This is a genomic window from Microvirga massiliensis, from assembly GCF_001006805.1.
In the GTDB taxonomy this organism is placed as follows: Bacteria; Pseudomonadota; Alphaproteobacteria; order Rhizobiales; family Beijerinckiaceae; genus Microvirga; species Microvirga massiliensis.
Window position 1 is genome coordinate 464,239 of sequence record NZ_LN811350.1, and the last position, 26,262, is coordinate 490,500.

Below are 26,262 nucleotides of genomic sequence, written 5' to 3' on the forward strand. Positions count from 1 at the left end.
AGCACTCGCGGGCTCGAAGCGGTGAATGTGGGACAGTTCGGTGATTGTCGTCATGGTTCAACAGGCCCCCATGGCTCGATCAGGCATGCAGGGTGTCACTCTCGTCGAACCCGAGATAGGGGGCGGAGCCCGGAGTTTCGATTGCATGCGCGCAAGATCGAGGCTGCGGCGAAGCGCATGATCCTGTGAAACCTCGCTCTCCGAAGGCAGAGATCATGCGTTCGAATCGTGTCGGGTGCGCCATTTTTCCACCACTCCAGAACAAAACTGGGCACTGGGTTCCACGCTCGACCTAAAGCAGAAACTCGCTCGTAATCAGCGGGACCTACGACAATGACGCATAAACGACGTTTGAGCTTGGCGACGCAAAAGTGCCTTTTGTGCCGAAATGTTCCGTTGCAGGTATGGAGGCCAAGGGCCATTCTGTCGATGTTGTGGGCGAAGGCTTTCTTGAGGTGGGTTCGCCTTTCAATCTGGCTATCGAGATTGGCGAGCCTGCAAGAGACGAGTTAGCTGTCGTGAATGGCCACGGTGAAAGTCGCGTCACCGGACTTGAGGTCGATGCGGCAACTACTCGGGATAGACCTGAACGTCCTCCGGCCCCGGCTTGTTGAAAAGGATGAATACCAAGGGGTTGCCGGGCTCGGACATTGCATCGCTGCGTTGGCCCGTTATCTCTCCGGCCACGCCGCTTATATACTCCGCAACCACCTCGCCGAAGCTGTCGCGCTGAATAGCAACCTTCTGTCCGGCTTCAACTTTGTCGTTGAGTTTAACCAGATGCTCAACGAGCCCGCCCGCGGTGGCCAGGATCGGGAACGCGCTGTTGCCGACAAAGACAGTCACGTCCTTGCCTGTACGTCCCATTGGCCCGGCAACGATGCCGTGATGCTTGAGGACGTTCATTGTGCCTTCCACGAAGAGCGAGATCATCTCCGGGTCCAGGACGCGCGCAGCGCCTATTTCCGGCGTGAAGGACGGGATGCCCACGTCCATAAACGCGTTGTGCAGGACACCGGGATATACATGATTGTCGAAGATCTGGCCGACAGGATAGAGCTCCACCATCGCCTTGACCTCGGGCGCATCCATACCGCCAATATTGAATGCGGTGACTTCGAATCCGGTCGTCCCGGTGTGGAAGTCGATCGCGAAGTCGGCGTTCGGCCGCAGCAGCCGGTTGAATAGAAGTCCGGCGTGTCGGCTGGGTGCGGTGGCGCCGTTCTCGTTCCCGGGCCACTCCCGATTCATATCGATCAGATCGATGCCTCTGCCCTGGTTGGGCCATCTGCGCTGCATGCTTTCCAGGGCCGGGCGGGACACGTCCGTAACCGCCATCACCGTGCCCGACATCTGCGCCGGGTCGAGCTGGTTCATCACGGTCTGGACCGCATGCACAGAACTCATCTCGTCGCCATGCACGCCACTGGTCAGGACGCCGCGCTTGCCCGGCAGTGCGCCCTTGGCTACCGTCACCGATACATACCAGTGCTGTCCAGTCGGCATCTCAGCGCCCTGAAAATACAAAAGGTGCTTCTTGCCGGGCTCCAGGTCATTGACGTCGAGCGCGCTGACGACCTTTTTGCCTTTGATAACGTCGCCGGTATAGACCGTTCCTAAGGCCGCATTGGCAGGGGGTGTCGCTGCGTCCTTGGCATTCGCAGCGCCAGTGTTGACGGCGACGCCGACCGTGGCAATGGATGCCATTATCAGATCGCGGCGGTCGATGCCTTTTGCAGACTTGTCCGGCATGACGGGGTCCTTTGTGATTGTGAAAGGCAGCGTTCGTACGACGGCGCGGCATGCACATCGGTCACAAAATTCCGTGCGGCGTAAAATACGGGTGTGCCGCTGAACTCGCAAGGTTGTGTGATTTCTGCGGGAGGTATGTCGGGGCTTGTGATCTTGCGGCGTTGTTCGTCAAGGCCCAGAGATGGCGCAAAGCAGAACTGTCGCTTAAATATCGGCTGCGAGAACAATCACATGAGAGTTCCCAGTCTCATCCTCTCCGGCGCGCCAAATTGCTACCACTCCAGAACGACACCGAGCATCGCCCCCAGTGAGCCATCGGACAGGCACCGTCCGTCAGCAGTGCTCGGCCAGTACGGTCGCCAGCACCGCAACACCCCGTCGAATCGCGTCGGCGTCGAGTCCGGCATAACCGAGAATGAATCCGGCCACCGCCGGTCGGGGCTCGGTTGGGTCATACAGCGGTGAAACGGGATACAGGCCGACCCCGGCTGCTCGTGCGGCCGCTACGAGCGCGGGCTCGCGGTCGGCAGCGGCGCCGTTGATCCAGGCGACGACGTGCAGTCCTGTGTCAGCTCCCGCGATGGTGACCGCCGGGTCCAGATCGTCCGCCAACGCCTGCAGCAGCACCGCCCTTCGCTCGGTGTTCTTTCTGCGGATGCTGCGGACGTGACGCTCGTAAGCGCCGCTCGCCAGCAGTTCGGCCAGGGCGTCCTGTTCCAGCAGCGGGGTGTGCCGGTCCGTCAGGCGCTTCGCCTCGCTGAACGCCCGGCACAAAGCGGTGGGGGCGACGAGATAGCCGAGCCGCAGGGTCGGCGAGAGCGTCTTGGAAACCGTGCCAACGTAGATCACCGTCTCCGCGCCGAGGGTCTGCAGAGGCGGGATAGGGGCGATGTCGTGACGATACTCACCGTCGTAATCGTCCTCGACGATGCAGGCACCTGTCCGTGTAGCCCAGGCCAGGAGCGCGCGCCGACGCGTTGCCGAAAGCACGCCGCCGAGCGGAAACTGGTGCGATGGCGTCACGTAAGCCAGACGGGCCAAGGGCAGGGCCTCCGTCCTGAGCCCATCCCCATCGACCGGAATGGGCACGGCAACGCCACCGGCCGCCGCGAAGGCATGACGCGCCAGGAGGTAGCCAGGGTTCTCGATCACGAAGGGATCGCCGGGATCGAGCAGCAGCCGCGCGCAGAGGTCGAGCCCTTGCTGCGAGCCGTTCACGATCACGATCTGGTCCGGCGTGCAACGGATGCCGCGGGCACGCCAGAGATAGCCTTGAAGCGCGGTGCGCAGGGCGGCCGTTCCCTGAGGGTCACCATAAAGCAGCCGTGCGGTGCGCCGGAGGCTGGCCTCGTTCAACGCGCGCCGCCAAGCCAACACCGGAAAGTCCGCAGCAGACAGATCACCATAGCGAAAGTCCGCAACGCGGGCCGTCTGCGCCACCGCTGGAGAGGGCAGAGCGAGCAGGCGTTGCGCGAAGGCTGAGAGATGACGGGGCGCAGCGGCCGGGGAGGGCGTCGGCGATGCCGCAGCTCCGAGCCCGTGAGCCACGATTGCGCGAGCCCCGGGCCGGGTGGCCAGGTAGCCCTCCGCGATGAGCTGGCTGTAGGCCGCCGTCACGGTCGTGCGGGATACGCCCCATTCGGCTGCTAAGGCCCGCGTAGACGGCAGGCGGTCACCCGGCTGGTAGATTCCGGCGTGGATCTGCTCCTTGATCGCCGCGATGATCCGGCGCGCGACGCCCTCCTCCCCCAACTGGCCCACATCAAACTTCCTAAACTGGCTGTTTCTGGCAAGCCAGATTGCCGGTATCTGATCTGGCAGCGCAAGGAGTTCCGCGATGTACACGCCCCCCGCCTTCCGCGACGAAGACAGGGACAGCCTGCTGGCCACGATCCGCGCTGCGCGGCTGGCGAATTTCGTCACTGCCACGGCGGACGGTCCGCTCGTCACACCGCTGCCCCTCTTCCTCGACGAGAGCGAGGGCGAGCACGGCGTGATCTATGGCCATCTCGCGAAGGCCAATCCGCAGTGGCGTGTCCCGCCGGTGGGCGATGGTCTCGCGATCTTCATGGGTCCGGACGCCTACGTGACGCCGGCGTGGTATGCGACCAAGGAGGAGACCGGGAAGGTCGTCCCGACTTGGAACTACGTCACGGTCCATGCGCACGGCCCCGTGGAGTTTTTCCACGATGCAGATCGCTTGCTCGACGCCGTTGTGCGGCTGACGAACCTGTACGAGCAGCCGCGGGCGACGCCGTGGGAGGTGAGCGAAGCGCCAGCCGACTTCATCGCCGCTCAGCTGCGCGGCATTGTTGGCATCCGCATGCCGATCATCCGCCTGGTAGGCAAGCGCAAGTTGAGCCAGAACCGGAATGCGACCGACCGTGCTGGTGTGGCTGCCGGTCTCGCCGCGAGCGAGCGGGCTTCTGACCGCGAGCTCGCCCCTCTCATCCCGTTGTGAAATGTGCCATGCAGGCAGCCATGCTTTCCCTGCTCGCCGTTGCAGCAGGGATCAGTATCGTCTCCGGCAGGTGCTACACGCGCACCCTCACACGGCTTTGAACTCAGCCGCCTGATCAGGATTCAGGAACTACTTCATCGGTGTCGTCACAGTCATGCCAGACCTGACCCAGCTCGCCTTGTACTTCGCCGCGGCTTTCGTGCTCGCCGTCACGCCCGGTCCGGGAATCTTCTACGTTGCAGCGCGTACTCTCGCTGGCGGTCGTGCGGAAGGCGTGGCCTCCAGCTTCGGCACCGGATTGGGCGGCTTGGTCCACGTCCTCGCGGGCAGCTTGGGCGTTTCTGCCATCGTGCTCGCGAGCGCGGAACTCTTCTCCGCGCTGAAGCTGATCGGCGCTGCCTATCTTGTCTGGCTCGGCCTTCGCACTTTCCGGTCCACCCGCCGGGACGCGTCGACAGGTTTGAACGGTGGATCCGCGGCGCTGCCGATCGGGCCGCAGCAGGCGTTTCGTGAAGGAGTGCTGGTCGAGGCGCTGAACCCGAAGACAGCAGCCTTCTTCATTGCCTTCGTTCCGCAGTTCGTGGACCCGACTGAAGGCCATGTCGCACTGCAATTCGTGGTGCTCGGCTTCGTGTCGGTTGCACTCAATACCCTCGCCGACGTCGTGGTTGCCTTTGCGGCGAGCGCCATCCGACAAGGTGCAGCAGCACGTCCCGCGTTAATCTCCCGCCTGCGAGAGGCGTCGGGAGCTGCGATGATCGCGCTCGGAATCGGCCTCGCTCTGGCGAAGCGCCCTGCGACCTGATTTCTGTGGCTCCAAAGTTTGGGGCATGAACGACTCCTCTTCTGCTGTACGATCAGGCTGTCCATTGCGACAACCTCATTGCAACGCCCAGTGCCGCGGGTATTCGAGCTGCATAGCGACGAAATAGGCGGTACGCATTCCGTAGCGCGCCGCGATTCCGCGAGGGGACTGGTTCAATACTTCTGCCGGTCGTCGATCTCCGATTGACGGAAGCAGTCGCTCCACGGGCCAACTCGCGGAGATTTGGTCCGGGACAATGCGGACACCGTTGCCGGTCTCGAGCGCATTGGCTGCGCCGACGAAGGTCACCGCGCGTGATCGACAAGTCCGTGACCAAGCATCCGTGACGAGCGCAAGTGATGCTTCATCAATGCCCGGCACAAGCTTCATGCCGAGCTGCTCATGATTCCAGAAAACGAGCCGATTGCTGACCGCCGTCAACGCGAATGGGCGCGTGAACTGGAACGCATCGCTGTCGTGACGCGCCTCCCAGTCCATATGGCGATCATTCTTCGATGACTTTGCTGTTCGCTATCGTTGTTGCCGCCGATCGGGGCCCTCAGCGAGCGGCACGCTCGGCTGCCATCGGATGATCGTAGCCCTCGACCAGAATGATGTGCGACTGCGCCGCCTCCTGGCGGACTTTCGCGATCTTTTGGTAGGCCGGGTTATGGTAGAAAGCACGAGCGCGCTCGATCGAGTCGAACTCGAGCACGACGATCCGGGATACCGCGTGCTCGTCCTCCACGGTTTCGACCGGGCCACCGCGGACGAGAAAACGTCCGCCGAAACTGGCGATCACTTCCGGCGTCTTGAGCCGGTATTCCTCGTATCGCTTCGGATCGGTGATCGTCACCCGTGCGATCAGGTAGCCCTTCACCTTGTCCCTCCCGTTCGTGTCGAACCCGCGCCCACCTTCCACAGCGGGGATATCGCTTGAACGGTCTTCATGCCACGGGCCCGGCCCGCAGTCCCGACTGGTCGTTCCGCAGTGTCTCAAATGTAACAGGCACGAGGATTTGCCCGTTCCCTTATGACCGGATCTGCCGGACATCGGCAATTTTCTGCGCCCTGATGGTCGTCCTGCGTAGAGCAGGCGACCATGACGGGATAAAACCCGTCGCAGCGGCCCTTCCCGATGGGCACGGGTCGATTCGCGTGTGTTGCGGTGATGGTTTCGTTCGGAACGCACCGTGGCCACAAACTCACCGCATTCCGGCCATCTGGTGCCGGACCCTATTTTTGGTCGAGACAAGGTGTCGATGCCGTCGACGAGGCTGTCCCGCCGGTGCGGGAAGATCATGTTTGCGTTCGGAGCCTTCGTCGCTTCGGGTTGCGCCATTCCCGAACCGGCTCACGCCTTCCCGTTCGACTTCTTCGGGCTGTTCGGCTCGGACAAGGACGGCCCGCCGCCCGTGACCCCGAATGCCGTCGTCTACGACGTCGTCTTCGAAGGGGTGCCCGACAAGGGATTGGAGCAGTCCCTGCGGGATGCCTCGACGCTCTATCGCCTTCGGGAGGAGCCGCCGCCCGACGGAACCGGCGTTCTGCGCCGGGCGGAAGCGGACCTGCCCCGTCTGACCGACGCCCTGTGGGGCGCGGGCTATTATGACGGCCTGGTCACGATCACCGTCGCGAGTGTTCCCGTTGCGGGGGAAAGCCGGGACAATGCGGCGATCCGCCGGGCCGAAGCCCTGCGCGGCCGGGCCATCGTGCCGGTCAGGATCGTAGTTCAGCCGGGTCAGCTTTTCACGATCAGCGATGTGCTCGTGCTGAGTGCCGAGACAGGCGCCGTCTTTCCCCCGGACGTGCTCCCCGCGCGCGTGACGCGCCTGAAGGCCGGTGATCCCGCGAGCTCGGCGTCGGTTCTCGCCGCCGAGGCTCGCATCGTCGACCATTTTCGGAGTCGGGGGTACCCCTTTGCGAAGATCGCCCGCCGCGACCCTGTGGTCGATCATCGCTCGAAGACCATGCACGTGTCGTTCTTCGTGGATCCCGGCCCGGTCGCGGGCCTCGGTCCCGTGACAGTTCGTGGAACCCAGGACGTCGATCCAGCGGTCGTGCGATCCTTCATCTACACGGAGCCGGGAGACCCGTATTCGCCGAAAGCCCTCGCCGACATCCGCAAATCCGTCAGCCGGATCGAGGCGCTTGCCTCGGTGCGCGTCCGCGAGGCGGAGGCGCTGGATGCCTATGGAAACCTTCCGCTCACCGTCGACGTCACCGAGCGCCCGCCGCGTCTGTTCGGCTTCGGCGTGCAATACTCGACGATCGACGGGCCCGGTGCGCGGGTCTATTGGGCCCATCGCAATCTGTTCGGGGGCGCCGAGCGGCTTCGGCTCGATGCCACCGTGTCGGCCACGGACTCGGCGAGGTCGGGTGCTCCGACCCACAAGGAATTCGACTGGAGCGACATCGGCGGGCGCTTCTCCGCCAGCTTCCTGAAACCGGCGCTCTGGGGCAGCCGGAACGACCTCTTGATCGACGGCTATGTGTACCGCGAGGTGACGGAAGGCTACACGGCCCGCGCGGTCGGAGGAACGGCGGCGATCCGGCACCGGTTTACCGACCGCTTCTCGATTCAGGGTGGGATCGAGGCGGAACGCGGCCAAGCCAGTGATGTTCTCGGACGGATCGACTACACGCTCATCGGATTGCCCGTCGGGCTGACCTACGATTCCACCGACAGCCTCCTCGACCCGACGGAAGGTTTCCGGGTCACGGCGTCGCTCGCTCCCTATCCGTCTTTCTTCGGCTCTGACCCCGGCATCTTCATCGCACGCGGGCAGGCGAGCACCTATTACGCCCTGGATGAGGAACGCTCCTATGTTCTCGCGGGGCGGATCGGTCTCGGGTCGATTACCGGGGCAGCACTCGATGAGATCCCGGCGAATCGACGGTTTTACGCCGGAGGCGGCGGGTCCGTGCGGGGCTACGTCTACCAGAGTCTCGGACCGCGCGGGCCGTTCGACGAGCCGATCGGCGGCCGCAGCCTTCTCGAAGGCTCCATCGAGGCCCGCATCAAGGTCACGGACGTGATCGGAATCGTGCCTTTCATGGATGCTGGGACGGCCTTTGAATCGAGTTTCCCGGATTTTGATGAGACCATTCGCGTCTCCGCCGGTATCGGACTTCGATATTATACCGGCATCGGGCCGATCCGGGTCGACGTCGCGTTCCCCCTCAACCGCCAGCACGGCGACAGCACAGCTGCCCTCTACATCAGTCTCGGACAGGCTTTCTGATGGCTCCGGATGTCGTCGTCCCGTGTGTCGGTCGCCCTTGCGGCAGGACGGCCACCCACTCCTCCAACCTCCGGCGGGTCTCACCATGACGAAAACGCGCCTCGGCTTCGTCTTGCTGCCCATCCTCGTGGGGCTCGTCCTGCTGGCCTGGATCGGGGGCGCCAGCGTGCGGGCGCAGAGCGAAACGACGATTCTCGGCGATCTGATCTCGCGGGCGCTTTCCACACCCACGACTCGCGTATCGATTGGAGCGGTCGAGGGAGCGCTCTCCTCCGACGCGACGATCCGCAACGTGGCGATCAGCGATCGTGACGGGGTCTGGCTGCGCCTCGACCGCGCCCGCATCATCTGGCGGCGGACGGCCCTGCTCACGGGGCGCCTCGAGATCAACCGCCTCGAGATCGGCCACCTCGAATATCTCCGGCCCGCCGTCAATACCGGCGAGAGCCAGACGGTGTCGGACCAACCCATCTTCCCCGAACTCCCCGTCCGGGTGGAGGTCCAGGCGTTTGCGCTCGAAGATCTCACCCTCGGCGAGCCCGTCCTCGGAACAGCGGCGCGCTTGAGCGCCAACGGCGCGGCGCGCCTCGGGAAGCCGTCGGAGGGCCTCGACCTGACGCTCAATGCGCGGCGCCTGGATGCGCCGGGCCGGTTCGACGTGAAGCTCGCCTTCGTCCCGCAGGGCGAGCGGCTCGACCTCGCGGCCGAGTTCGAGGAGCCCGAGGGCGGTCTCGTGGCCCGTCTCGCCAACCTGCCGGGACTCCCTCCGGTGCGCCTCGACCTCAACGGGAGCGGCGTCCTCGACGATTGGCGGGCCAGCCTGACATTCGTGGCCGGTCCCGAGATCGGGGCCACGGGCGAGGCGCGCCTTGCACGGCAGGATGCCGTCCGGCGTCTCACGCTCGATCTGAATGCACAGGTCGAGGGCCTGCTCCCCGGCCCCGCAGCCCCCGTCTTCGCGGGAACGACGGCGCTCCATGGCGCCATGACTTTCGGCGACAACGGCGCCCTTGCGATCGAGTCCTTCGATCTCACCTCGCGCACTGCGCGCCTCTCGGTCGCCGGGTCGCTCTCGGCCGACAAGATCCTCGACGTCACGGCGCAGATCCGCACGCTTCCTACGGAAGGGCAGGTCACGCGGGCCGCAGGCGGCGAGATCGAGAATTTCACCTTCGACGGACGGGCGACCGGGCCGTTGCAGTCGCCGCGGATTACCGGCCGGCTCGCTGCATCCGGTGTTCACGTGCCCCAAGGCAACCTCCGGGCGCTGTCGGCCGATCTGAGCGTAGAGCCCGAACCCACGGATCAGACCCGGTTCACGGTTCGCGCCGATGCGAAGGCGGACGGAATCGAGCTGGCGGATGCCGCCCTGCGCCGGGCCATCGGCAGAGAGGCGGAGCTGACGCTCAGGGGCACATTCGGAACGGACGGCGTCGGCCATGTCGAGGTCCTGCGCCTCGCGAACGGCAATGCCGATATCCGCTACGAGGGGCAACTCGGCGCGAACGCGATCGACGGCACGCTGCAGGCCGAATTGCGCCGCCTCGATGCCTTCTCGACGCTGGCCGACCGTCGCCTCCGCGGTTCGCTGTCCGCATCCGTGCAACTCGACGGAAACCCTGCTGAAAGAGCGGTGCGGGCCCGGATCGATGCCCGCGCATCGGGACTGTCGCTCGGACAGGCAGCCCTCGACCGGTTGCTCGGCGGGCGGCTCAGCGCGCGCGGCGTCGCTCGCACCCTGTCGGACGGCTATGGCTTCGAAGACCTCCGCATCGAGGGAGCCTTCGTGGACGGACAGATCGATGGGAGCGCGACGCAGACCTCGGCCAACGTGAATGCGAGGCTGCGGCTTCCGGACCTCGCGAAAGCCCATCCGGATCTGGCGGGTCGCGCGGATCTGGCGGGTCGCGCGGAGCTGGCTGCGCAGCTTTCCGGCTCCCTCGCACGGCCGGACCTCACGGCGACGCTGACGACGTCGGAGGCCCGTGCGCTCGGGCGCCCGCTGCGGGATGTACGCGCCGATGCGATCCTGCGCGACGTCACCGGGATGCTCAATGGCAACCTGACGCTCTCCGGGGCTATCGGAAGCGAGCCCCTCCGCGGTGCCGTGCAGCTTCGTCGCGGCGCCGATTCTACCTGGACCCTCGACCCGCTCGATCTCACCGTCGGGTCGGCCGCCATCAGCGGCCGCGCCAATGTCGACGCCGCCAATCTCGTCGAGGGCGTGCTCCGGATCGCTGCGCCGGATCTCGACGACCTGTCGCCGCTCGTTCTCACGCGACTCGACGGCACGCTCGACGCGACGCTGACACTGTCTCGTCCGAACGGGCGCCAGGACGTTCATCTCCAGGCGCGGGGCAATTCGGTGCGGGCTTCCGGCGTCGCGTCGCTGGCGGGCCTCGACATCGACCTGAGGGCAGCCGATATCCTGGGAGCGCCGGTGATCGATGGACGGGCCATCGTCGATCGCGTGCAGGCAGGGGGCGAGACCTTCGAACAGGTCCGTCTCCTGGCCCAGGGCTCGGCGGCCGCGAGCAACCTCTCGCTGCAGGCGAGGGCGCGTGGCTTTTCGCTGGCCGGCGAAGCGACCCTCATTCCGGGCGATCGGATTCGGCTCGAGGTCGCGCGCCTGTCCGCAGAACGCGGTCGCGAGCGGCTCGCCCTGACACAGCCGGCCGCGTTCGTGTTCGGCGCCGATGCCGTCGAGATCACGAATCTCGTGGTCGCCGCCGGGAGCGGCCGCATTGCCATCGCGGGACGCGCCGGCTCGCAGAACGACCTCACCATCGATGTACGCGCCGTCCCGCTCTCGGTCGCGAATGTGCTGCGGCCGGATCTCGGCCTCGTCGGAACACTCGACGCGAATGTTGCGATCCGTGGCGCCCTCGCCGAGCCCGATGGTCGCTACAGCCTGAAGCTCACGCGTTTCACGACGCCGCAGACCCGCGACGCCGGCCTGCCGCCGATCGGCATCGATGCACAGGGCACCTTGTCCGACGGACGGGCGAGCGTCGATGCCCGCGTCAATGCAGGATCGGGGGTGCAGCTGTCGATCGATGGATCGGTGCCCTTGGCGCCCGGAGAGGCGATCACGTTGGCCGTGCGCGGCCGCATCGATGCCGCCCTCGCCAATACGCTCCTGAGCACCGGCGGGCAGCGGGTGACCGGGCGCATCGATGTCGACGTAAGGGTGAGCGGGTCCGTCGCCGAGCCGCGGGTCGAGGGAGGCGCCACGCTGAGCGGCGGATCGTTTACGGACTCCCTGCAGGGGGTTCGCCTAACAGCCATCGAGGGTCGCGTCACCGGCCGCGGCGATCGCATCGTCCTCGAGCGCCTGACCGCGCGGACGCGGAACGGCGGCACCCTATCGGTGAATGGACAAGTGGAGCCGGATGTGGGGGCAGGATTGCCCGGCTCCCTGCGCATCACGGCCAATCGGGCCGAGCTCGTCGCAAGCAATATCGTCGAGGCCACGACCAATCTCGATCTCACGCTGGACGGTCCGCTCCTCCGGACTCCGCACATCGCAGGACGGGTGGAAATCGTTTCCATGAACGTCTCGATCCCGGATTACTTGCCGCAAACGGTTCGGCCATTGCCAGGAACCCGACACATCGATCCTCCGGCCCGGACGAGAGCGCATCTTGCAGCCTTGCGGAAGCAACAGGCGGCCGGGCGCGCGGGACCAGCCTTCAATGCCGAGCTCGATCTCGTGCTATCGGCACCGAACCGGATCTTCGTGCGCGGACGCGGAATCGATGCGGAACTCGGCGGCGATCTGAGGCTCACCGGGACATCGCAGGATCCGGTCGCGATCGGAGCTTTCGAGCTTCGCCGCGGGCGCTTTGTGCTCGTCGGCCAGCGCCTCGATTTCACGCACGGGCGTCTGACGTTCACGGGCGATCTGGCGCCCAGCCTCGACTTCGCCGCAGAGACGCAGGCCGGCGACGTCACGGCCCGGATCGTGATCTCGGGGACCGCCACGGAGCCCACTTTCGCGCTCACATCCGTGCCTGATCTCCCACAGGATGAGATCCTATCCCGCATTCTCTTCCAGAAGGCGTCCGGTTCCCTCTCAGGATTTCAGGCTCTCCAGCTCGCTCAGGCCGCGGCACAGCTCGCAGGGGGCGGCGGCTCCGACATCTTCGAGCAGACCCGCCGCGCTCTCGGGGTGGACAGCCTCGACATCACGACCGGTGCCAAGGGCGGGCCAGCGCTCAGCGCCTCGCGCTATATCGGGGATCGCGTGAGCGTCGGCGTCACGGCCGGAGCGCGGCCCGAGGATGCGGCTGCCACGGTGACGATCGACGTGACGCGCCGCGTGAAGGTGAAGGGCGAAATCGGAGCGGAAGGAAACAGCGCCGTCGGCATCGGCGCGGAGTGGGAATACTGACGGCCTGTCATGGCATGATCCTCGCTGCTCCAGAGGAGGTTCGGCACGGGCGCTGAGCAGACGAATCGGCGCGAGCTGCGTTTCTCGCGCCGGGTTCCATGGCTTGCCGCAGATGGGCGGCGTTCCAGTTCCATGGGCATCCCCGGGAGATCCTGATGAAGCATCTGATCCGGACTCTGTCAGCCTTGTGCCTGCTCTTCTCCACGGCTGCCCTGGCACAGGAAGGCGAGGTCGACATCGCGCTCGTCCTGGCGGTCGACGTCTCGAACTCCATGGATCGCGAGGAGCAGGAATTGCAGCGCCAGGGCTTCGTCGAGGCCTTCCGCTCGACACTCGTCCACGATGCCGTGCGGGACGGAATGCTGGGCCGGATCGCCGTGGCCTATGTCGAGTGGGCCGGCGAGGGGGAGCAGAGGCTCGTCGTGCCCTGGACGGTGATCGATGGGGCCGAGACGGCAATCCGCTTCGCGGACCGCCTCCAGAGCGCCCCGATCTCACGGGCCCGTCGGACTTCGATCTCCGGCGCCATCGACTTCGGAGTGCGCCTTCTCGGCCAGAGCAACGTCGAAGCGCTCCGAGAGGTCATCGACATCTCGGGCGACGGCGCCAACAACCGCGGCCGCCCGGTAACGGAAGCGCGGGACGAGGCTGTTGCGAAGGGAATCACCGTAAACGGGCTGCCGATCATGCTGAAGAAGCCGCGTAGCTATTGGGATATCGAGGATCTCGATTTCTATTACCGGGATTGCGTAATCGGCGGGCAGGGCGCCTTCATGGTCCCCGTGCGCGAGCGGCACCAGTTCGCGGAGGCGATCAGGACGAAGATCGTCCGGGAGATCGCCGGCCCGGTAGAGGTGCCGCTCATCCAGCCGGCCCAGGCCGAGCCGCGGGTGAACTGCCTCGCCGCACAGAGCCCCCGCCTGGATCAGTGGCGTAATTGAAGGCTGCAACGCTCACGGTTCGGCAGAGCATGGTCCGGATGAGTGAAAGCCGGTTTTCTGGCCTCGCTCGAACAGGGCTCTAGACCGTGGCGTTCGAATCCAAGAGGTCCGTCACGGATCCTCGGCAGCGAAGCCTCCGCCGGGCCTGCAAGGGAAAGATGTCCTGGTCACTGGGCATCTCGCGGCGCGAACCAGACACTCCTTCGCGCATTGTCCTGTGCAAGGCCCTTGGCTCAATGGGGCTTAGCGGTGCCGAGTAGCGTATATACGAGATAATCTGCCCTATCTTCTCGCCATAGCCCATGAATTTCTCCCAGCACTCGGACGCGGTTCCTGTGACCACGGGCGTGCCTGGCCTCGACGTCATCCTTGCGGGTGGGTTCTCGGCCAATCGCGCCCATCTGATCGAGGGACGGCCTGGCTCGGGCAAGACAACGCTTGGGCTCCAGTTCCTGCTCGATGGTGCGGCACGGGGAGAGACCTGCCTCTACATTACTCTCTCGGAGAGCCAGCGCGAACTGGCCGCAGTGGCATCCCGGCACGGCTGGTCGCTGGAAGGGATCGAGATCTACGAGCTCGTTCCGCCTGAACTGAGCCTTGATCCCAATCAGCAGCAAAGTCTCCTCTACACCTCCGATCTGGAACTCGGCGAAACGGTCCAGATGGCATTGGCCGAGGTCGGGAGGGTTCGACCCTCGCGAGTCGTATTCGACTCGCTGTCGGAGATCCGCCTGCTCTCGCAGGGATCACTGCGATACCGGCGACAGGTCCTTGCACTCAAGAGCTTCTTTCTCCTGAACAATATCACGACGCTCATGCTCGACGACCTGACCAGCGAGCAGGACGATCTCAATCTTCACAGCATCAGCCACGCCGTGGTCCGGCTCGAGCAGCTCGCGCCGATCTACGGGCGGGAGCGGCGGCGGCTACGGGTCATCAAGATGCGCGGAACGGCCTTCCGGGGCGGGTTTCATGATTTTGTCATTGAGCGCGGAGGCCTGCGCATTTTTCCGCGCATGATCGCTGCCGAGCATCACCGTGACTTCGCCGACGAACCGAGCAGGAGCGGCGTCGAGGCACTCGACAACCTGCTCGGCGGCGGTCTGGACCGAGGCACGGGCACACTGGTGATCGGCCCATCCGGCTCCGGCAAATCCTCGATCGCGCTGGCCTTCGCGCATGCAGCGCTCTGCCGTGGCGAGCGGGTGCTGATCGTCAGCTTCGATGAAACGGCCGCGATCCTCTTCAAGCGCGCGGCAGGCATGGGCATGGATCTGCAACCCTTTGTGCAGAGAAATCTCTTGCAGGTCGAGCAGATCGATCCGGCGGATCTCTCACCCGGCGAACTCTCCGAAAGGGTCCGCAACTCCGTCGAGCAGGACGATGCGCGCGTTGTCGTTATCGACAGCCTGACGGGATACCTGAGCGCGATGCCGGAGGAACAATTTCTGCTCCTCCAGATGCACGAAATCCTGACGTACCTCAATCAGCAAGGGGTCGTGACGATCCTGATCCTCGCTCAAAGTGGCCTTGTGGGCAGCATGGCGTCCCCGATCGACATGACCTACCTCAGCGATACCGTCCTGCTCCTCCGCTTCTTCGAAGCACGCGGTAGAATCCGGCGTGCAGTGTCGGTTCTCAAGAAGCGGACGGGCCGCCACGAAGAGACGATCCGCGAATTCCGGATCGATGATCGGGGTATTCGCGTTGGTGCACCGCTGGAAGAGTTCAGAGGCGTTTTGACCGGCGTTCCCTCCTTCGAGGGGAGAAGCGTTTCTCTGCTTGGAGACCGTGCGAGTGAAGCCGGAGAGTGATGCGTCCCTGGTTCTGATCTTTGCTCCGGCTGGTCGGGATGCATCCATCGCAGCCTCGATCATCACCGAGATCGGCTTCCCGTCCCGGATCTGCACCGATCTTCCCGGCCTCCTGGCCGAAATCGGTGTGGCAGCATGCGCCATCGTGACCGAGGAGGCCCTCCTCAGCGCCGACAGGCGGCCTTTGGCGGATTGGATCGCCCGGCAGCCACCCTGGTCGGATTTTCCGTTCATCCTGCTCACGCACCGCGGCCAGAGCCCGAGCGCGCATCTCTCCGAGATACTCGGGAACGTCACCGTGCTGGAACGCCCCTTCCATCCGGCCACTCTCGCGAACGCCGTGCGCTCGGCCATTCGGGCGCGGGCGCGCCAGAGGCAGGCAGCGGCGTTTCTCGAGGAGCGCCAGCAGACAGAGGAACGGCAGGCACTCCTCATCCGTGAACTGCACCACCGGGTGAAGAATACTCTGGCGACCGTGCAGGCGCTCCTCGGCGCCACGGCCCGCTCCGCCCATACGGTCGACGAGTTCTACCGGTCCTTCTCGGATCGCGTGGTTTCTCTGGCCAAGACCCATAATCTGCTGACCGAGGATTACTGGCAAACGGCTTCACTTCAGGAGATCCTCAGGAACGAGCTCGGCCCTTATGACGATGGCTCCGGGCAGCGTATCGTCCTGCGTGGCCCGCCCGTTGATCTCGCAGCGGACCTTGCCGTCCCGACGGGAATGGCGCTGCACGAACTGACGACGAATGCCGCCAAGCACGGATCGCTTTCAATCCCGGAAGGGCGCCTCGAGGTGATCTGGGACATCCGACGACCCGCCCATCGCTTTCATCTGCATCTCGAGTGGATCGAGCGAAACGGGCCGCTCGTCGAACCACCGGCGCATACGGGCTTCGGCTCGACCCTGCTTCAGAGGGTGCTGACCACCCAGTGCAACGCCGAGATCGGCTTCGATTTCGATCCCGGCGGATTCCGCTTCGTCATGAATGCTCCGCTCATCCAGAACAGGCTCGTGCCGCAATACTGAGCGACAGGCGGCGCCTTTTGGCGATGGCGGAGGCAATTCCCGCACGCCCGCAGGCGAGGTGCTCTCACACGCCGGCGGTGGCGCGCTATCCGCTCTTCAATCCGACTGCTGCGACGCCTGCGCCGATGAGGAGTGATCCCCCAGCCCGGTTGACGAGGCGCATTGCCTGCGGGCGCTGGACGAATCTGCGGGCCCGTGTCGCGACGAAGGCGTAGCCGAGCACGTTCGCAAAGGCGAGGGCGAGGAAGGTCGACTCGACCAGCAGCATCTGCGTCCAGAAATCCGCGCGCGGATCGAGGAACTGCGGAAGAAAGGCGACGAAGAAGGTGATGCTCTTCGGGTTGAGCGCCGTCACGATCCAGGCATGACCCAGCATCTTCAGGGCTGAGGCCGCATTCGTGCGCGGTGTCGCATCGAGCGTTCCTCCCGCATTCCAGAGCTTGATCCCGAGCCAGACGAGATAGGCGGCGCCCGCCCATTTCAGCACGGTGAAGACCGTAGCAGAGGTTGCGAGGAGCACGCCTACACCGAGCATCGAGAGCGTTATGGCGGTGAAATCGCCGAGCGCCACGCCGACGGCCATCGGCAGAGCCGCACGCCAGCCCTGGCCGAGAGCATACGAGACGACGAGCAGGATCGTCGGGCCGGGGATGACGAGAAGGGCTGCCGAGGCGGCCGTGAAGGCGAGCCAGGCTTCGATGGTCATGGCGGAGGCTTCCCGATAACGCTCCGGCGACAAAGCCATATCGCATTATTTCTGGCAAGATTGCACTTCGCCTGCCGTATCCTCGCCGCTCACGCGAGCCGCCACCACGCGCGCAGACGATCCTGTGCGATCATGCGGCGGACCTGCTCTGGGTCGAGCCCGACGTCGCGGAGGAGGTACGGTTCGAGGTCTTCCACGCTGCGAAGAAACTGTCGATGTAAGCGCGCTTTCGCGAGGTGCGCAGAGAAACGCTGCCATGCGGCGAGATCCCGAAGACGATCGAGCGCCGGAAGGAATCGGTCGGTGTCGAGGGCTGTCATCGCGGAATTCTCCCAAGGCGAGTCGTCTCGCTGCGTGAAGCGAGTGCCCGCAGGGGTCGGAGAGAGGAAGAGTTGGCGTTGGATGGCCGGGCGAGGCTGGCGCGTGCCTCAGGACGGGCCTTCGACCACGGCCGAGCATGAGATCTGAAACGTCGCTGCGAAGCCTGCCTGTCCTGCATCCGTGATCTTCACCGCACGGCTGTCTTTGCTGCGGACGACCCAACCCATGTCCAGGCAGCGTGTGTAGAGTGACGCGCCCACGCGGCCGGCGAGGTGAGGACGGCGCTCGCTCCAGTCGAGGCACAGACGGCAGAGGGGGCGCGCGGTTTGGGCGCTTCCGTGATCCCGTTCGACCTTGATCCCGAAGTCGCGCAGGAAACGCATGCCGCTGTCCGTCACGACCCCGGCCCCATCCTGCAGCACGACGTGCTCACGCGCCGCCATCATGTCGGCGAGCGCCACGCCGAGCCGCCCCGCGAGATGATCGTAGCAGGTTCGCGCCGCGCGTAGCGCTGCATCGCGTGGGCCGATGGGACGGTGGCGCTTCGGACCCTGGCTCGAAAGGATCATCAGGTTCTCGAGCACCTGCGCGACCTGTGGCGAGGCCAGGCGATAATAGCGATGACGCCCTTGCCGCTCGACGGTGATGAGGCGCCCCTCGAGCAGCTTCCCGAGATGACTGCTGGTGGTCTGCGCGCTGACGTTCGCATGCCAGGCGAGCTCGCCCGCCGTGAGCGCGCGTCCATCCATGAGCGCCGACAGAATATTCGCACGCGCCACGTCGCCCATAAGGGCCGCGACTTCCGCCAGAGTGGTGCCCGAGGCTGCTGTCATCATTCCGCGAGGATAGCGCCGCATCTATGCTGCGTCATCGACGGTCGCTTCGGCCGCGATCGAAGCATTCGCAGGAGCGATGCGGCAGGAGATGTCAGCGTCCGGGTGAGGGGAAATACTGCGTTTCCCGTTACACCATCAATGCAACGCGCGTCCGCGCTTCAGCAGATCGAGCGTGTTGAGCAGATCAACGAGCTCGTCGGCGTCCTCGAAAGCGAGGCCGCGCGAGACGAAACCTTCCACGACGGCGGGCCGGCCGGTCGTTCTATCGTAGATCGTCCAGCCATCGGAATCGGGACGGATGAGGAAGCGGATGAGCATGCCTTTAGGGTAACCTGCGTCACGGGCCCGGGCAAATGAAACTACGGCATGGGGGCAGCGCGTCCGTCGAAAAGCGCGCGGAAATTCTCGAGCCAGGTCCGGAGCCAGAGTTCGAGCGCCAGCTTGGCTCCATCACCCGTCGGAGCCCAGCCCCATGCATCGTCGGCGAGGCCGCTCGACCAGATCCACATCCGGTTGCCGCTGTCGAACTCGACGAAGCCGACCTCGACCGTTCCGGCATGCCCGATGAAGCGCTGGAGCGGGACTCCTGCGATGCTGTCCTGCTGCCAGCGGATCGGGCCGTTCTGCTCCTCTCGGATCACGGCCTGTCTTCCCGCTCCGTCGCGATGCGGACCGTCCGCAGGGACAGGTGATCGATCAGCGCATCGCGGCGCGCTTCGAAATCCCGGATCGATGCCGTGAGCTCGTCGAGGGTGCTGCGGGTCGAGCCGATGAGCGCGATCCCGCCGACCACGGCGCTGATGCCGGCAATCAGCGCAAGGGGCGGCAGAGCCAGGAATCCCGCCATAGTGATCGGAACCAGCACGCCGCCGAGGCCTGCAGCCAGCTTAGATGCCCTGATGATCTTCCGGCAGCGTTCCGCCGATTCCGATAGCTCCTCGATTGCGTCTTCGAGGTCGGCAATCTCCTGGTGGGCATCGGATTCCGATTGATCCTCGACGTCCGGCTCATCCAGGCGGGGCGCCACGGTTCCGGGCCCGAAAAGAATTTGCGACATGACCGCCTCGTCAGCTTTCGAGGACGATAGTCGATCCGGGGAGCGGCGTCAGTGCCCGTCCGTGGCCGAAAGTCCGCAGCAGCCTCAAAAGCTCGGGATGGTAATGATGACCAAGCCGTTCATGATCGGCGAGCCCGCGCACCGGGTTTGCGACACGATGAGCGTTCGCTGAGGCGGACGGGGTCTCGCGAGGCGTTCAGCGATGCGTTTTGCCTTGCGATCTCTCCGTCATTACGAACGAAGTGAAGCAATTCAGATCGAGACTCGCAAACCTGGATCGCTTCGCTGCATTCGCGATGACGAGAAGGCACCGTACGGGCTGTCTGCCCGTACGATTGCGGCTCACTCGGCAGAGGCGGGCAGCTGGTACAGGTTGTCGGTGACGCGCTTGACGCCGGGCGTCGATTCCGCGGCGACCCGGATTGCCTGGCGCAGCTGCGGCGAATCCACCGGCCCCCAGAGATCGACGGCGCCGTCCCGTACCGTGACGGTCATCAGCCAGGACATGCCGCCGGGCAGCGCGCGGATCCGGTCGATGATGCGCTCCCGGATCGTCTTGTCGTCCGCGCCGAGCGGCTCCTGCACGGGAGTCGCGGCGAGGGCCCGCACGAGGTTTGCCCGGCTGACGAGGCCGACGATCCGCCCGTCCCGCACGATCGGGACACGCTTGATCCCGTGCTTCTCGAGCAGGGTCGCGATCTCGGCGAGCGACGCTGTCTCAGAGGCGGTGATCACGCGGCGCGACATGACATCGGCGACCCGCACTGCGTGCGCTCGCACATAATCCTCGGCGCGCGTCTCGCTCGGCGTCAGGAGATCGAGCCACCAGGATCGCCGCCGCTCCGTGCCAATCTCCGTCCGCCGGATCAGGTCGCCCTCACTCACGATCCCGACCAGCTGCCCATCCTCTTCGGTGACGGGCATCCCGCTGATCCCGTGCTCGACCAGGAGCTGCGCCGCTTTCTGGATGGTCGCCTCGGGGCGAACCATGATCACGTCTTGGACCATGATATCTCGGGCCAGCATCTCGAACCTCCCTGCCTTGCCGTTCGAAGGCACTATACAGGAATGGCGCGCTTGGCGGATATGGCCATGACCAGGATCAATCGCGTGAGACCGCTTCGCGATCCTTCGGTACAGTCTCGCATTTCTCGGATCGGACCCGCTACCGTCTCAACGAACCAGCGGAATGACGTTGGAGGCGCGCCTGGCCTCGTATTCCGGAGACGTCACACGCTGGACGGCTGCCATCAGGGCATTCGGCAGATATGGCTTCTTGATGAGCGGGATGGCTTCCTCGACGGCCCGGCCTTCGGCCTCGCTGTACCCCGTCGCGAGCAGGACGGGCAGGGCCGGCCATTTCGTGCGAATGGTGCGGGCGAGGTCGAGACCGTCGTTCTTGCCCGGCATGACGAGGTCCGAAAAGACGAGATCGAAGACCTGTTTCGACTCGAGGATCGCGAGCGCCGCATCGGCGCTGCCGGCCCGCGTGATCCGATGTCCGTGCTCGCCGAGAAGCGCGGAGGCGACGTCCGCGACGTGTGGATTGTCCTCGACGAGAAGGATTCGCAGTGAGCGGTCCGTCGCAGCAGGGGCGGCACTGTTTCGACGCTCGCATTTCTCCGCCGGCACCTTGGCGCGCGGCAGATACAGGGTCACCGTCGTTCCTCGCCCGACCTCGCTGCGGATGTCGGCGGAGCCGCCGGATTGCTGCGCAAAGCCATAGACTTGCGCCAGCCCGAGACCCGTGCCCTTGCCGACCTCCTTCGTCGTGAAGAAGGGCTCGAATACCTGGGACAGCACGTCCCCGGGTATCCCGACGCCGGTATCCGTCACGCTGAGCGCAACCGCCTCCTCCATCCCGCCGCGGCGGCGAGCCGAGTTCTCGGTCTTGATCTTGAATGTTCCGCCCTTCGGCATGGCGTCGCGGGCGTTCGCCGCGAGATTGATGAGGGCGATCTGGAGCTGCGACGCATCGATCTCGACAGGCCAAAGGTCGTCGGCCAGGTCGAGTTCGATCTTCACGTCCTCGCGCAGAGACTGGGCGAGCATGTCGTCCATCCCGGCCACCATCCCGTTCAGCTCGATGATCTCGGGGAAGAGGGTCTGGCGGCGGCTGAAGGCCAGCAGCTGCTGTGTCAGCTTGCGGGCCTGACCGACGGCATGCAGGGCATTGTCGATCAGTCTCGGACGTCTGTCCTCCTTGGCGCGTTTGAGCATGTCGAGATTGCCCATCACGACCGTGAGCAGATTGTTGAAGTCGTGCGCGATCCCGGCCGTGAGCTGGGCGATGGCCTCCATCTTCTGCGCGTGGTGGGCCGCCACACGGGCTTGTTCGAGAGCCTCCTGGGATGTCCGCCGCTCCGTGATATCACGGGTTACCTTGGCGAAGCCGAGGAGATTCCCCTCCTCGTCCCGGATCGCGTCGATCACCACGTTGGCCCAGAACCGCGTGCCATCCTTGCGAACCCGCCAGCCTTCCTTCTCGTATCTGCCCTCGCGGGACGAGGTTTCGAGAGCCTTCGCGGGCAGGCCCGCCTCGAGATCCTCGGGTGTGTAGAATACCGAGAAATGCCGTCCGATGATCTCCCGCTCGGAGTAGCCCTTGATGCGCTGCGCGCCGGAGTTCCAGTTGGCGACGTGGCCGCCGGGGTCGAGCATGAAGATGGCGTAGTCGATGACACCATGGACCAGGAGGCGGAATTGCTCTTCGCTCTTTCTCAGGGCTTCCTGGGATGCGCGCCGCTCCGTGAAGTCACGGGTCACCTTGGCGAAGCCGAGCAGGTTTCCTCGATCGTCTCGAATGGGGTCGACGACGATACTGGCCCAGAACCGGGTGCCGTCCTTGCGGACCCGCCAGCCTTCGCCTTCGAACTTTCCCTCGTGGGCTGCCGTCGCCAGGACCCGGGCCGGCTCGCCGGCCTCCCGATCCTCCTCGGTATAGAACCGCGAGAAATGTTGGCCGATGATCTCTGCGGCGGTATAGCCCTTGAACCGTTGCGCACCAGGATTCCAGCTCGACACGATGCCATTCGGATCGAGCATGAAGATGGCACAATCGGCGACCGATTCGATGAGGAGTCGATACCGTTCTTCGTCCCTCATCGCTGTGCCGGGACTCTGTACTACATCCATGGGGGTCCCAAAGCGGCCCGGGCCGAGCTGGCCTCTTCTTTTCGCCATAACAGCCCAATGGAGTCCAACAAAATCCTGCACCCTTTGTTCCGAAGCAGCTGAAAGAAGGAGCGGTCAGCCCCGCAGCCCGCAGGCGTGCCGAGGTGCGGCACGGCGGCTGAGGATAACAAAAAGGGCGAGCAATGCCGATTGCCGGACCGTCCCTGCATGGGGACGAGGCCTCATCTTGCAGCGATGCGGAGGCTATCCGAGGAGCCGCGCCGGATCACCCCTTTCGGTTTTGCTGATCCGGCACTCTCGCGCTTTCGGTCGAGTCCTCTCCGGGCGAGTCCTCTCCGGGACGGTCGCGGGCGGGGTTGCCGAGACCGTCCTGGCGCAATCCCGCACGCCGGGAGCTGTTGACGCTGCTGTTCTCGAGCCCGCGTTCGTCCCGTTTGCTCTTGCTCCGTTTCCCCTCCCGCATGTCCGCCCTCCATGTCCGGCTGCGCCGTCAGAGGCGTCCCATGAGCAGCAGCACCAGGAGGATCACGACGATGACCCCGACGATCCCGCTCGGCCCATACCCCCAGGAGCGGCTATAGCCCCAGGTCGGAATGACGCCGAGCAGAATCAGGATCAGGATGATCAGAAGGATGGTACCGATACTCATGGCATGTCTCCGTAGCTGGTCGGCGTGATGCCGCCGGCTCTCCACTGGAGCCGGACGTCGAGGACTATTGGTCGCCTCGCCAAGGAATAACTGTCCTGGCGTGAACGTCAGTCAACGGGTGCGAGACGCGGTTCGGGAGTCAGGACCACGCAGAAGTAGCGCTCCCACTCGGAGCCCATCACGTAGTGGAAGCGCTCGAATCTCGACATCAGGTCCTCCTCGTAATGACACACGGATTGCGTTCTGCAGAGCACGAATTTGCTGGCCGCCACGATATCCTCGCGATCGATGACGCAGACGACCCGCATGTCGCGATGGCGCTCGAGCCATTCGTGCAGTGCGACCACGAGGAGCGGGTATTCCGGATGCAGCATGTCGTCGACGACGATCAGGCCATCCGGGTGAAGGGTCGAACGGGCGAGGTCGAGGTCGCGCTGGAGGGCCGTACGGGAATGCTCGCCGTCCACATGCCACATCCGGACCGGCCCTCCGAGCAGTGAACCCACATCGCCGGGCGACAGCGCTTCGCTTCTGCCTTTGTGGACGACGAGCTGCGCATCGGCGACGCCGAAGCGCTCGCAATGTGCCGTGAAGCGCTCGAGAAGCGTCGCGTTCGGCCAATCGAAGGTGTCGATGCCCAATGCTTTTTCATCGCCGGAGAGCGCCAGGGCCATGGCGATGAAGAAGCGGCCCTCGAAAGTCCCGATCTCGGCGAAGTGGCCGCCGATGCCGAGTTCTGTCTGCCGCGCGAGGAGGCAGGCGCAGATTGTTGTCGCAAAGCGCGAGGACATGCCCCGCACCGTGTCGAAACCGTTCATCATGTAATGGTCGACGGCTGGGAAGGAGGTGGAGAATTGCAAGGGCACCCTGGTCTCCGTTCAGTGCGTCGAAGGCGATGATAGGGATCCCGACCAGAGGAGTCTTCCACGACGGGGCGCCCGCAAGACGCAAGGCATTGCCTCATCATGATCCTCTCGTCATTGCTTCGCCTTCGGCTAGAAAGAAAGCAGCTGGGCGTGAAAGGTCTCTATGGCTCCTCACGCCCAAGCTTTCATCCCTGGCGGATCGATCACAGGTCGGTGAGAAGCTCGCAATGACGGAATGGGTCGGCAGTATCGCGGGCCATTGAGAAGTATAAGAAAGGACAGTCGATTACGCGCGCTCATCCACCATCGAGCCGCACGGCGTTGGAGGGCGTGCTGAGGAGCCCTTCACCCGGCCCGAAACGACGCAGACCTCCTCCGGGGAGCGAACCCGGGGGCTGAAATGAGTAACGGGAAGTTCTTGCATCGGGTACGGCACGAGTTAGCTTGACGTTGCGCCCGGGAAAGCCGAGGCGCGTCTGCCGGAGGAAACAATGAAGCCGCTTTTGCTTGCTGCCGTTTCGGCCCTTGTGCTCGTGTCCCCTGTCCTCGCCCAACCCGCCGTTCAGTCGCCCACCGGCAACCTCGAGCGCCTCGGAGCTTTCCAGAGCACCGGTACGGAGGAGCCGAAGCCGATCCCCCAGGAGGGCAGGAAGGCCGATGCGATCCAGCGTAACCTTCAAAAGATCAAGCTACCGCCGGGCTTCAAGATCGAGCTTTATGCCCTCGTTCCCGATGCGCGGCATATGGCTGTCGGCCCGAATGCGGGCGTCGTGTTCGTCGGAACCCGCAAGAGCAAGGTCTATGCAGTGACAGACCGCGACAAGGACCGGGTCGCCGACGAGGTGAAGGAGTTCGCGCCGTCGGTCGCGTTCAAGATCCCGAATGGCGTGTGCTTCTCCCGCGATGGTGTTCTCTACGTCGTCGAACAGAACAGAGTGCTGCAGTTTCCGGCGGCGGAGTTCTTCTACGAGGGGCCCGACGTTGCCGCCTTTCAGGTTGTGAAGCAGGGCGAGCTGATTCCGCCTGCCGAGGAAAGCTACAACCACACGGCCCGCGTCTGCCGCATCGGCCCTGACAACAAGCTCTATATCGCCCTCGGGCAGCCATTCAATGTGCCACCCAAGGACAAACTGGATCTCTATAAGCGCGTTGGGATCGGCGGCATCATCCGCATGGATCAGGACGGCAAAAACCGGGAAGTCTTTGCGACCGGCATTCGCAACTCGGTCGGCATCGAGTTCAACCCGGCCGACAAGACGCTCTGGTTCACCGACAACCAAGTCGACGGCATGGGTGACGACATTCCGCCCGGCGAGATCAACCGGGCCGTTCAGCCGGGGCAGAACTTTGGCTTCCCATGGTATGGCGGCGGCACGGTGCGCACCGTCGAATACAAGGACGAGCCGGTTCCGGCCGGAGTGGTCAACCCGCAGGTCGAGATGACGGCTCATGCTGCAGATCTCGGTTTGGCGTTCTACACCGGGACTATGTTCCCGCAGCAATATCGCGGCGGACTCTTCTCGGCGCAGCACGGCTCCTGGAACAGGACGAAACCCGTCGGCGCGCGGGTGATGTTCACGCCGTTGAAGCCCGACGGAACGGCCGACAAGCCACAGGTCTTCGCTGAAGGCTGGCTGACCGACAACGGTGAGTATCTGGGGCGCCCCGTCGATGTCGCCGTGCTGCTCGACGGCTCACTCCTCGTCTCCGATGATACGGCAGGTGCCGTTTACCGGATTTCCTATGGTCAATGATCGACCTGCACGGGCGCACCGGACCGGTGCGCCCCTCTTCCTGGCCGGCTGGCTCGGCCTGAGCCTCACGATGGGCGTCGTTCATCCGGCCTCGGCCGGGGATCGGCAGGCCGGCCGCCAGAAGGTCGCCGGCGTCTGTCAGGCCTGCCATGGCATGGATGGGCTTTCCAAGAATCCGGAAGCTCCCAATCTGGCAGGGCAGATCGAGAACTATCTCGTGAAAGCCATCACCGAGTACCGCGAGGGAATCCGGAAGAACGAATCCATGAACATCGTCGCGAAAGAGCTTTCGGACGACGATATCGCGAACATCGCGACCTATTACTCCTCGCTCGAGATCGAGGTCATTCCGCCATAGTGCGGTTCGGCGGGATCGGGCCGATGCTGCGAATATGTTGCGCAGCCGTCTTCGCGCCGGCGCGCAACTGACGCATTGGGCTAGCATCTCGCAACCTTTCCCGACCGCGATGCGTTACGCGACTGACAGCGCGAGGGGT

General features: G+C 64.7%; 23 protein-coding genes. 9 read left to right on the forward strand and 14 right to left on the reverse strand.

Features of this window, described 5'->3' with window-relative positions:
- Positions 1-570 precede the first annotated feature (570 nt).
- On the reverse strand, positions 571-1,752 hold the full coding sequence (locus BN1233_RS02135; RefSeq protein WP_046861818.1) for a succinylglutamate desuccinylase/aspartoacylase family protein: 1,182 nt from the start codon (positions 1,750-1,752) through the stop codon (positions 571-573).
- Positions 1,753-2,085: 333 nt separating this feature from the next.
- Positions 2,086-3,513: a MocR-like pyridoxine biosynthesis transcription factor PdxR gene (gene pdxR / locus BN1233_RS02140; RefSeq protein WP_147706926.1), complete on the reverse strand. Its 1,428-nt coding sequence runs from the start codon at positions 3,511-3,513 to the stop codon at positions 2,086-2,088.
- Between the two features lie 76 nt (positions 3,514-3,589).
- On the opposite strand from pdxR, the gene BN1233_RS02145 reads away from it, so the two are divergent.
- Together BN1233_RS02145 and BN1233_RS02150 are read left to right on the forward strand one after the other, a co-directional pair.
- Entirely contained in the window at positions 3,590-4,213 is a 624-nt protein-coding gene (locus tag BN1233_RS02145) for an FMN-binding negative transcriptional regulator (RefSeq protein ID WP_046861819.1), read from the forward strand.
- 154 nt (positions 4,214-4,367) lie between these two features.
- Positions 4,368-5,018 carry a LysE family translocator gene (locus BN1233_RS02150; RefSeq protein ID WP_046861820.1) on the forward strand — a complete coding sequence of 217 codons (651 nt, stop codon included), beginning with the start codon at positions 4,368-4,370 and terminating at the stop codon, positions 5,016-5,018.
- Positions 5,019-5,093: 75 nt separating this feature from the next.
- Here the strand turns inward: BN1233_RS02150 and BN1233_RS02155 are convergent, their stop codons facing one another.
- Both BN1233_RS02155 and BN1233_RS02160 read right to left on the reverse strand, forming a co-directional pair.
- Positions 5,094-5,516, reverse strand: coding sequence for a hypothetical protein (locus BN1233_RS02155; RefSeq protein ID WP_052763672.1), 423 nt, complete (start codon positions 5,514-5,516; stop codon positions 5,094-5,096).
- Between the two features lie 61 nt (positions 5,517-5,577).
- A complete protein-coding gene (locus BN1233_RS02160; RefSeq protein ID WP_046862387.1) occupies positions 5,578-5,898 on the reverse strand; it encodes a DUF1330 domain-containing protein in 321 nt (106 codons plus the stop codon).
- A gap of 382 nt (positions 5,899-6,280) precedes the next feature.
- Between BN1233_RS02160 and BN1233_RS02165 the strand changes: the two genes are divergently transcribed.
- The 5 genes from BN1233_RS02165 to BN1233_RS02190 all read left to right on the forward strand — a co-directional run bounded on the left by BN1233_RS02165 (position 6,281) and on the right by BN1233_RS02190 (position 16,441).
- Positions 6,281-8,263: an autotransporter assembly complex protein TamA gene (locus tag BN1233_RS02165; protein WP_082145091.1), complete on the forward strand. Its 1,983-nt coding sequence runs from the start codon at positions 6,281-6,283 to the stop codon at positions 8,261-8,263.
- Between the two features lie 85 nt (positions 8,264-8,348).
- Positions 8,349-12,656 (forward strand): translocation/assembly module TamB domain-containing protein, encoded by a 4,308-nt coding sequence (locus tag BN1233_RS02170; RefSeq protein ID WP_046861822.1) that lies wholly within the window; start codon positions 8,349-8,351, stop codon positions 12,654-12,656.
- Positions 12,657-12,811: 155 nt separating this feature from the next.
- Positions 12,812-13,597, forward strand: a complete 786-nt coding sequence (locus BN1233_RS02175) for a DUF1194 domain-containing protein (RefSeq protein ID WP_052763673.1) — start codon at positions 12,812-12,814, stop codon at positions 13,595-13,597.
- 302 nt (positions 13,598-13,899) lie between these two features.
- Entirely contained in the window at positions 13,900-15,411 is a 1,512-nt protein-coding gene (locus BN1233_RS02185) for an ATPase domain-containing protein (RefSeq protein ID WP_046861824.1), read from the forward strand.
- The gene (locus tag BN1233_RS02190) at positions 15,395-16,441 is read left to right on the forward strand and encodes a sensor histidine kinase (protein ID WP_046861825.1); all 1,047 of its coding nucleotides are present in this window, start codon (positions 15,395-15,397) and stop codon (positions 16,439-16,441) included. The genes BN1233_RS02185 and BN1233_RS02190 overlap by 17 nt, the downstream gene beginning before the upstream one ends.
- Positions 16,442-16,526: 85 nt before the next feature.
- Here BN1233_RS02190 and BN1233_RS02195 read toward each other — a convergent pair whose 3' ends face one another.
- From BN1233_RS02195 to BN1233_RS02245, 10 genes are all read right to left on the reverse strand, one after another.
- Positions 16,527-17,147, reverse strand: a complete 621-nt coding sequence (locus BN1233_RS02195; RefSeq protein ID WP_046862389.1) for a LysE family translocator — start codon at positions 17,145-17,147, stop codon at positions 16,527-16,529.
- An 89-nt stretch (positions 17,148-17,236) separates the two neighbouring features.
- A complete protein-coding gene (locus tag BN1233_RS02200) occupies positions 17,237-17,467 on the reverse strand; it encodes a hypothetical protein (RefSeq protein WP_046861826.1) in 231 nt (76 codons plus the stop codon).
- A 108-nt stretch (positions 17,468-17,575) separates the two neighbouring features.
- The gene (locus tag BN1233_RS02205) at positions 17,576-18,325 is read right to left on the reverse strand and encodes an ArsR/SmtB family transcription factor (RefSeq protein ID WP_244470854.1); all 750 of its coding nucleotides are present in this window, start codon (positions 18,323-18,325) and stop codon (positions 17,576-17,578) included.
- Between the two features lie 114 nt (positions 18,326-18,439).
- A complete protein-coding gene (locus BN1233_RS02210; protein WP_046861827.1) occupies positions 18,440-18,622 on the reverse strand; it encodes an RNA-binding protein in 183 nt (60 codons plus the stop codon).
- Between the two features lie 41 nt (positions 18,623-18,663).
- Positions 18,664-18,945, reverse strand: coding sequence for a hypothetical protein (locus BN1233_RS02215; RefSeq protein ID WP_342341634.1), 282 nt, complete (start codon positions 18,943-18,945; stop codon positions 18,664-18,666).
- On the reverse strand, positions 18,942-19,361 hold the full coding sequence (locus BN1233_RS02220) for a hypothetical protein (protein ID WP_048708872.1): 420 nt from the start codon (positions 19,359-19,361) through the stop codon (positions 18,942-18,944). The genes BN1233_RS02215 and BN1233_RS02220 overlap by 4 nt, the downstream gene beginning before the upstream one ends.
- Positions 19,362-19,703: 342 nt before the next feature.
- Positions 19,704-20,387, reverse strand: a complete 684-nt coding sequence (locus tag BN1233_RS02225; RefSeq protein WP_046861828.1) for a CBS domain-containing protein — start codon at positions 20,385-20,387, stop codon at positions 19,704-19,706.
- A 147-nt stretch (positions 20,388-20,534) separates the two neighbouring features.
- A complete protein-coding gene (locus tag BN1233_RS02230) occupies positions 20,535-22,496 on the reverse strand; it encodes a hybrid sensor histidine kinase/response regulator (RefSeq protein ID WP_046861829.1) in 1,962 nt (653 codons plus the stop codon).
- A gap of 490 nt (positions 22,497-22,986) precedes the next feature.
- Positions 22,987-23,145 (reverse strand): DUF3309 family protein, encoded by a 159-nt coding sequence (locus BN1233_RS44415; protein WP_046861831.1) that lies wholly within the window; start codon positions 23,143-23,145, stop codon positions 22,987-22,989.
- A gap of 107 nt (positions 23,146-23,252) precedes the next feature.
- A complete protein-coding gene (locus BN1233_RS02245) occupies positions 23,253-24,011 on the reverse strand; it encodes a class I SAM-dependent methyltransferase (RefSeq protein WP_046861832.1) in 759 nt (252 codons plus the stop codon).
- 491 nt (positions 24,012-24,502) lie between these two features.
- Between BN1233_RS02245 and BN1233_RS02250 the strand changes: the two genes are divergently transcribed.
- A complete protein-coding gene (locus tag BN1233_RS02250; protein ID WP_046861833.1) occupies positions 24,503-25,765 on the forward strand; it encodes a PQQ-dependent sugar dehydrogenase in 1,263 nt (420 codons plus the stop codon).
- Positions 25,755-26,123: a c-type cytochrome gene (locus tag BN1233_RS02255; protein ID WP_082145092.1), complete on the forward strand. Its 369-nt coding sequence runs from the start codon at positions 25,755-25,757 to the stop codon at positions 26,121-26,123. Before BN1233_RS02250 ends, BN1233_RS02255 begins: the two co-directional genes overlap by 11 nt.
- Positions 26,124-26,262: the final 139 nt, after the last annotated feature.

Excerpts from the sequence above, each read along its gene's own strand:
- BN1233_RS02135 (WP_046861818.1), bottom strand. The coding sequence starts at position 1,752 with ATGCCGGACAAGTCTGCAAAAGGCATCGACCGCCGCGATCTGATAATG.
- BN1233_RS02145 (WP_046861819.1), top strand. The coding sequence starts at position 3,590 with ATGTACACGCCCCCCGCCTTCCGCGACGAAGACAGGGACAGCCTGCTG.
- BN1233_RS02150 (WP_046861820.1), top strand. The coding sequence starts at position 4,368 with ATGCCAGACCTGACCCAGCTCGCCTTGTACTTCGCCGCGGCTTTCGTG.
- BN1233_RS02155 (WP_052763672.1), bottom strand. The coding sequence starts at position 5,516 with ATGGACTGGGAGGCGCGTCACGACAGCGATGCGTTCCAGTTCACGCGC.
- BN1233_RS02165 (WP_082145091.1), top strand. The coding sequence starts at position 6,281 with ATGCCGTCGACGAGGCTGTCCCGCCGGTGCGGGAAGATCATGTTTGCG.
- BN1233_RS02170 (WP_046861822.1), top strand. The coding sequence starts at position 8,349 with ATGACGAAAACGCGCCTCGGCTTCGTCTTGCTGCCCATCCTCGTGGGG.
- BN1233_RS02175 (WP_052763673.1), top strand. The coding sequence starts at position 12,812 with ATGAAGCATCTGATCCGGACTCTGTCAGCCTTGTGCCTGCTCTTCTCC.
- BN1233_RS02185 (WP_046861824.1), top strand. The coding sequence starts at position 13,900 with ATGAATTTCTCCCAGCACTCGGACGCGGTTCCTGTGACCACGGGCGTG.
- BN1233_RS02195 (WP_046862389.1), bottom strand. The coding sequence starts at position 17,147 with ATGACCATCGAAGCCTGGCTCGCCTTCACGGCCGCCTCGGCAGCCCTT.
- BN1233_RS02200 (WP_046861826.1), bottom strand. The coding sequence starts at position 17,467 with ATGACAGCCCTCGACACCGACCGATTCCTTCCGGCGCTCGATCGTCTT.
- BN1233_RS02205 (WP_244470854.1), bottom strand. The coding sequence starts at position 18,325 with ATGCGGCGCTATCCTCGCGGAATGATGACAGCAGCCTCGGGCACCACT.
- BN1233_RS02210 (WP_046861827.1), bottom strand. The coding sequence starts at position 18,622 with ATGCTCATCCGCTTCCTCATCCGTCCCGATTCCGATGGCTGGACGATC.
- BN1233_RS02220 (WP_048708872.1), bottom strand. The coding sequence starts at position 19,361 with ATGTCGCAAATTCTTTTCGGGCCCGGAACCGTGGCGCCCCGCCTGGAT.
- BN1233_RS02225 (WP_046861828.1), bottom strand. The coding sequence starts at position 20,387 with ATGCTGGCCCGAGATATCATGGTCCAAGACGTGATCATGGTTCGCCCC.
- BN1233_RS02230 (WP_046861829.1), bottom strand. The coding sequence starts at position 22,496 with ATGGATGTAGTACAGAGTCCCGGCACAGCGATGAGGGACGAAGAACGG.
- BN1233_RS44415 (WP_046861831.1), bottom strand. The coding sequence starts at position 23,145 with ATGAGTATCGGTACCATCCTTCTGATCATCCTGATCCTGATTCTGCTC.
- BN1233_RS02250 (WP_046861833.1), top strand. The coding sequence starts at position 24,503 with ATGAAGCCGCTTTTGCTTGCTGCCGTTTCGGCCCTTGTGCTCGTGTCC.
- BN1233_RS02255 (WP_082145092.1), top strand. The coding sequence starts at position 25,755 with ATGGTCAATGATCGACCTGCACGGGCGCACCGGACCGGTGCGCCCCTC.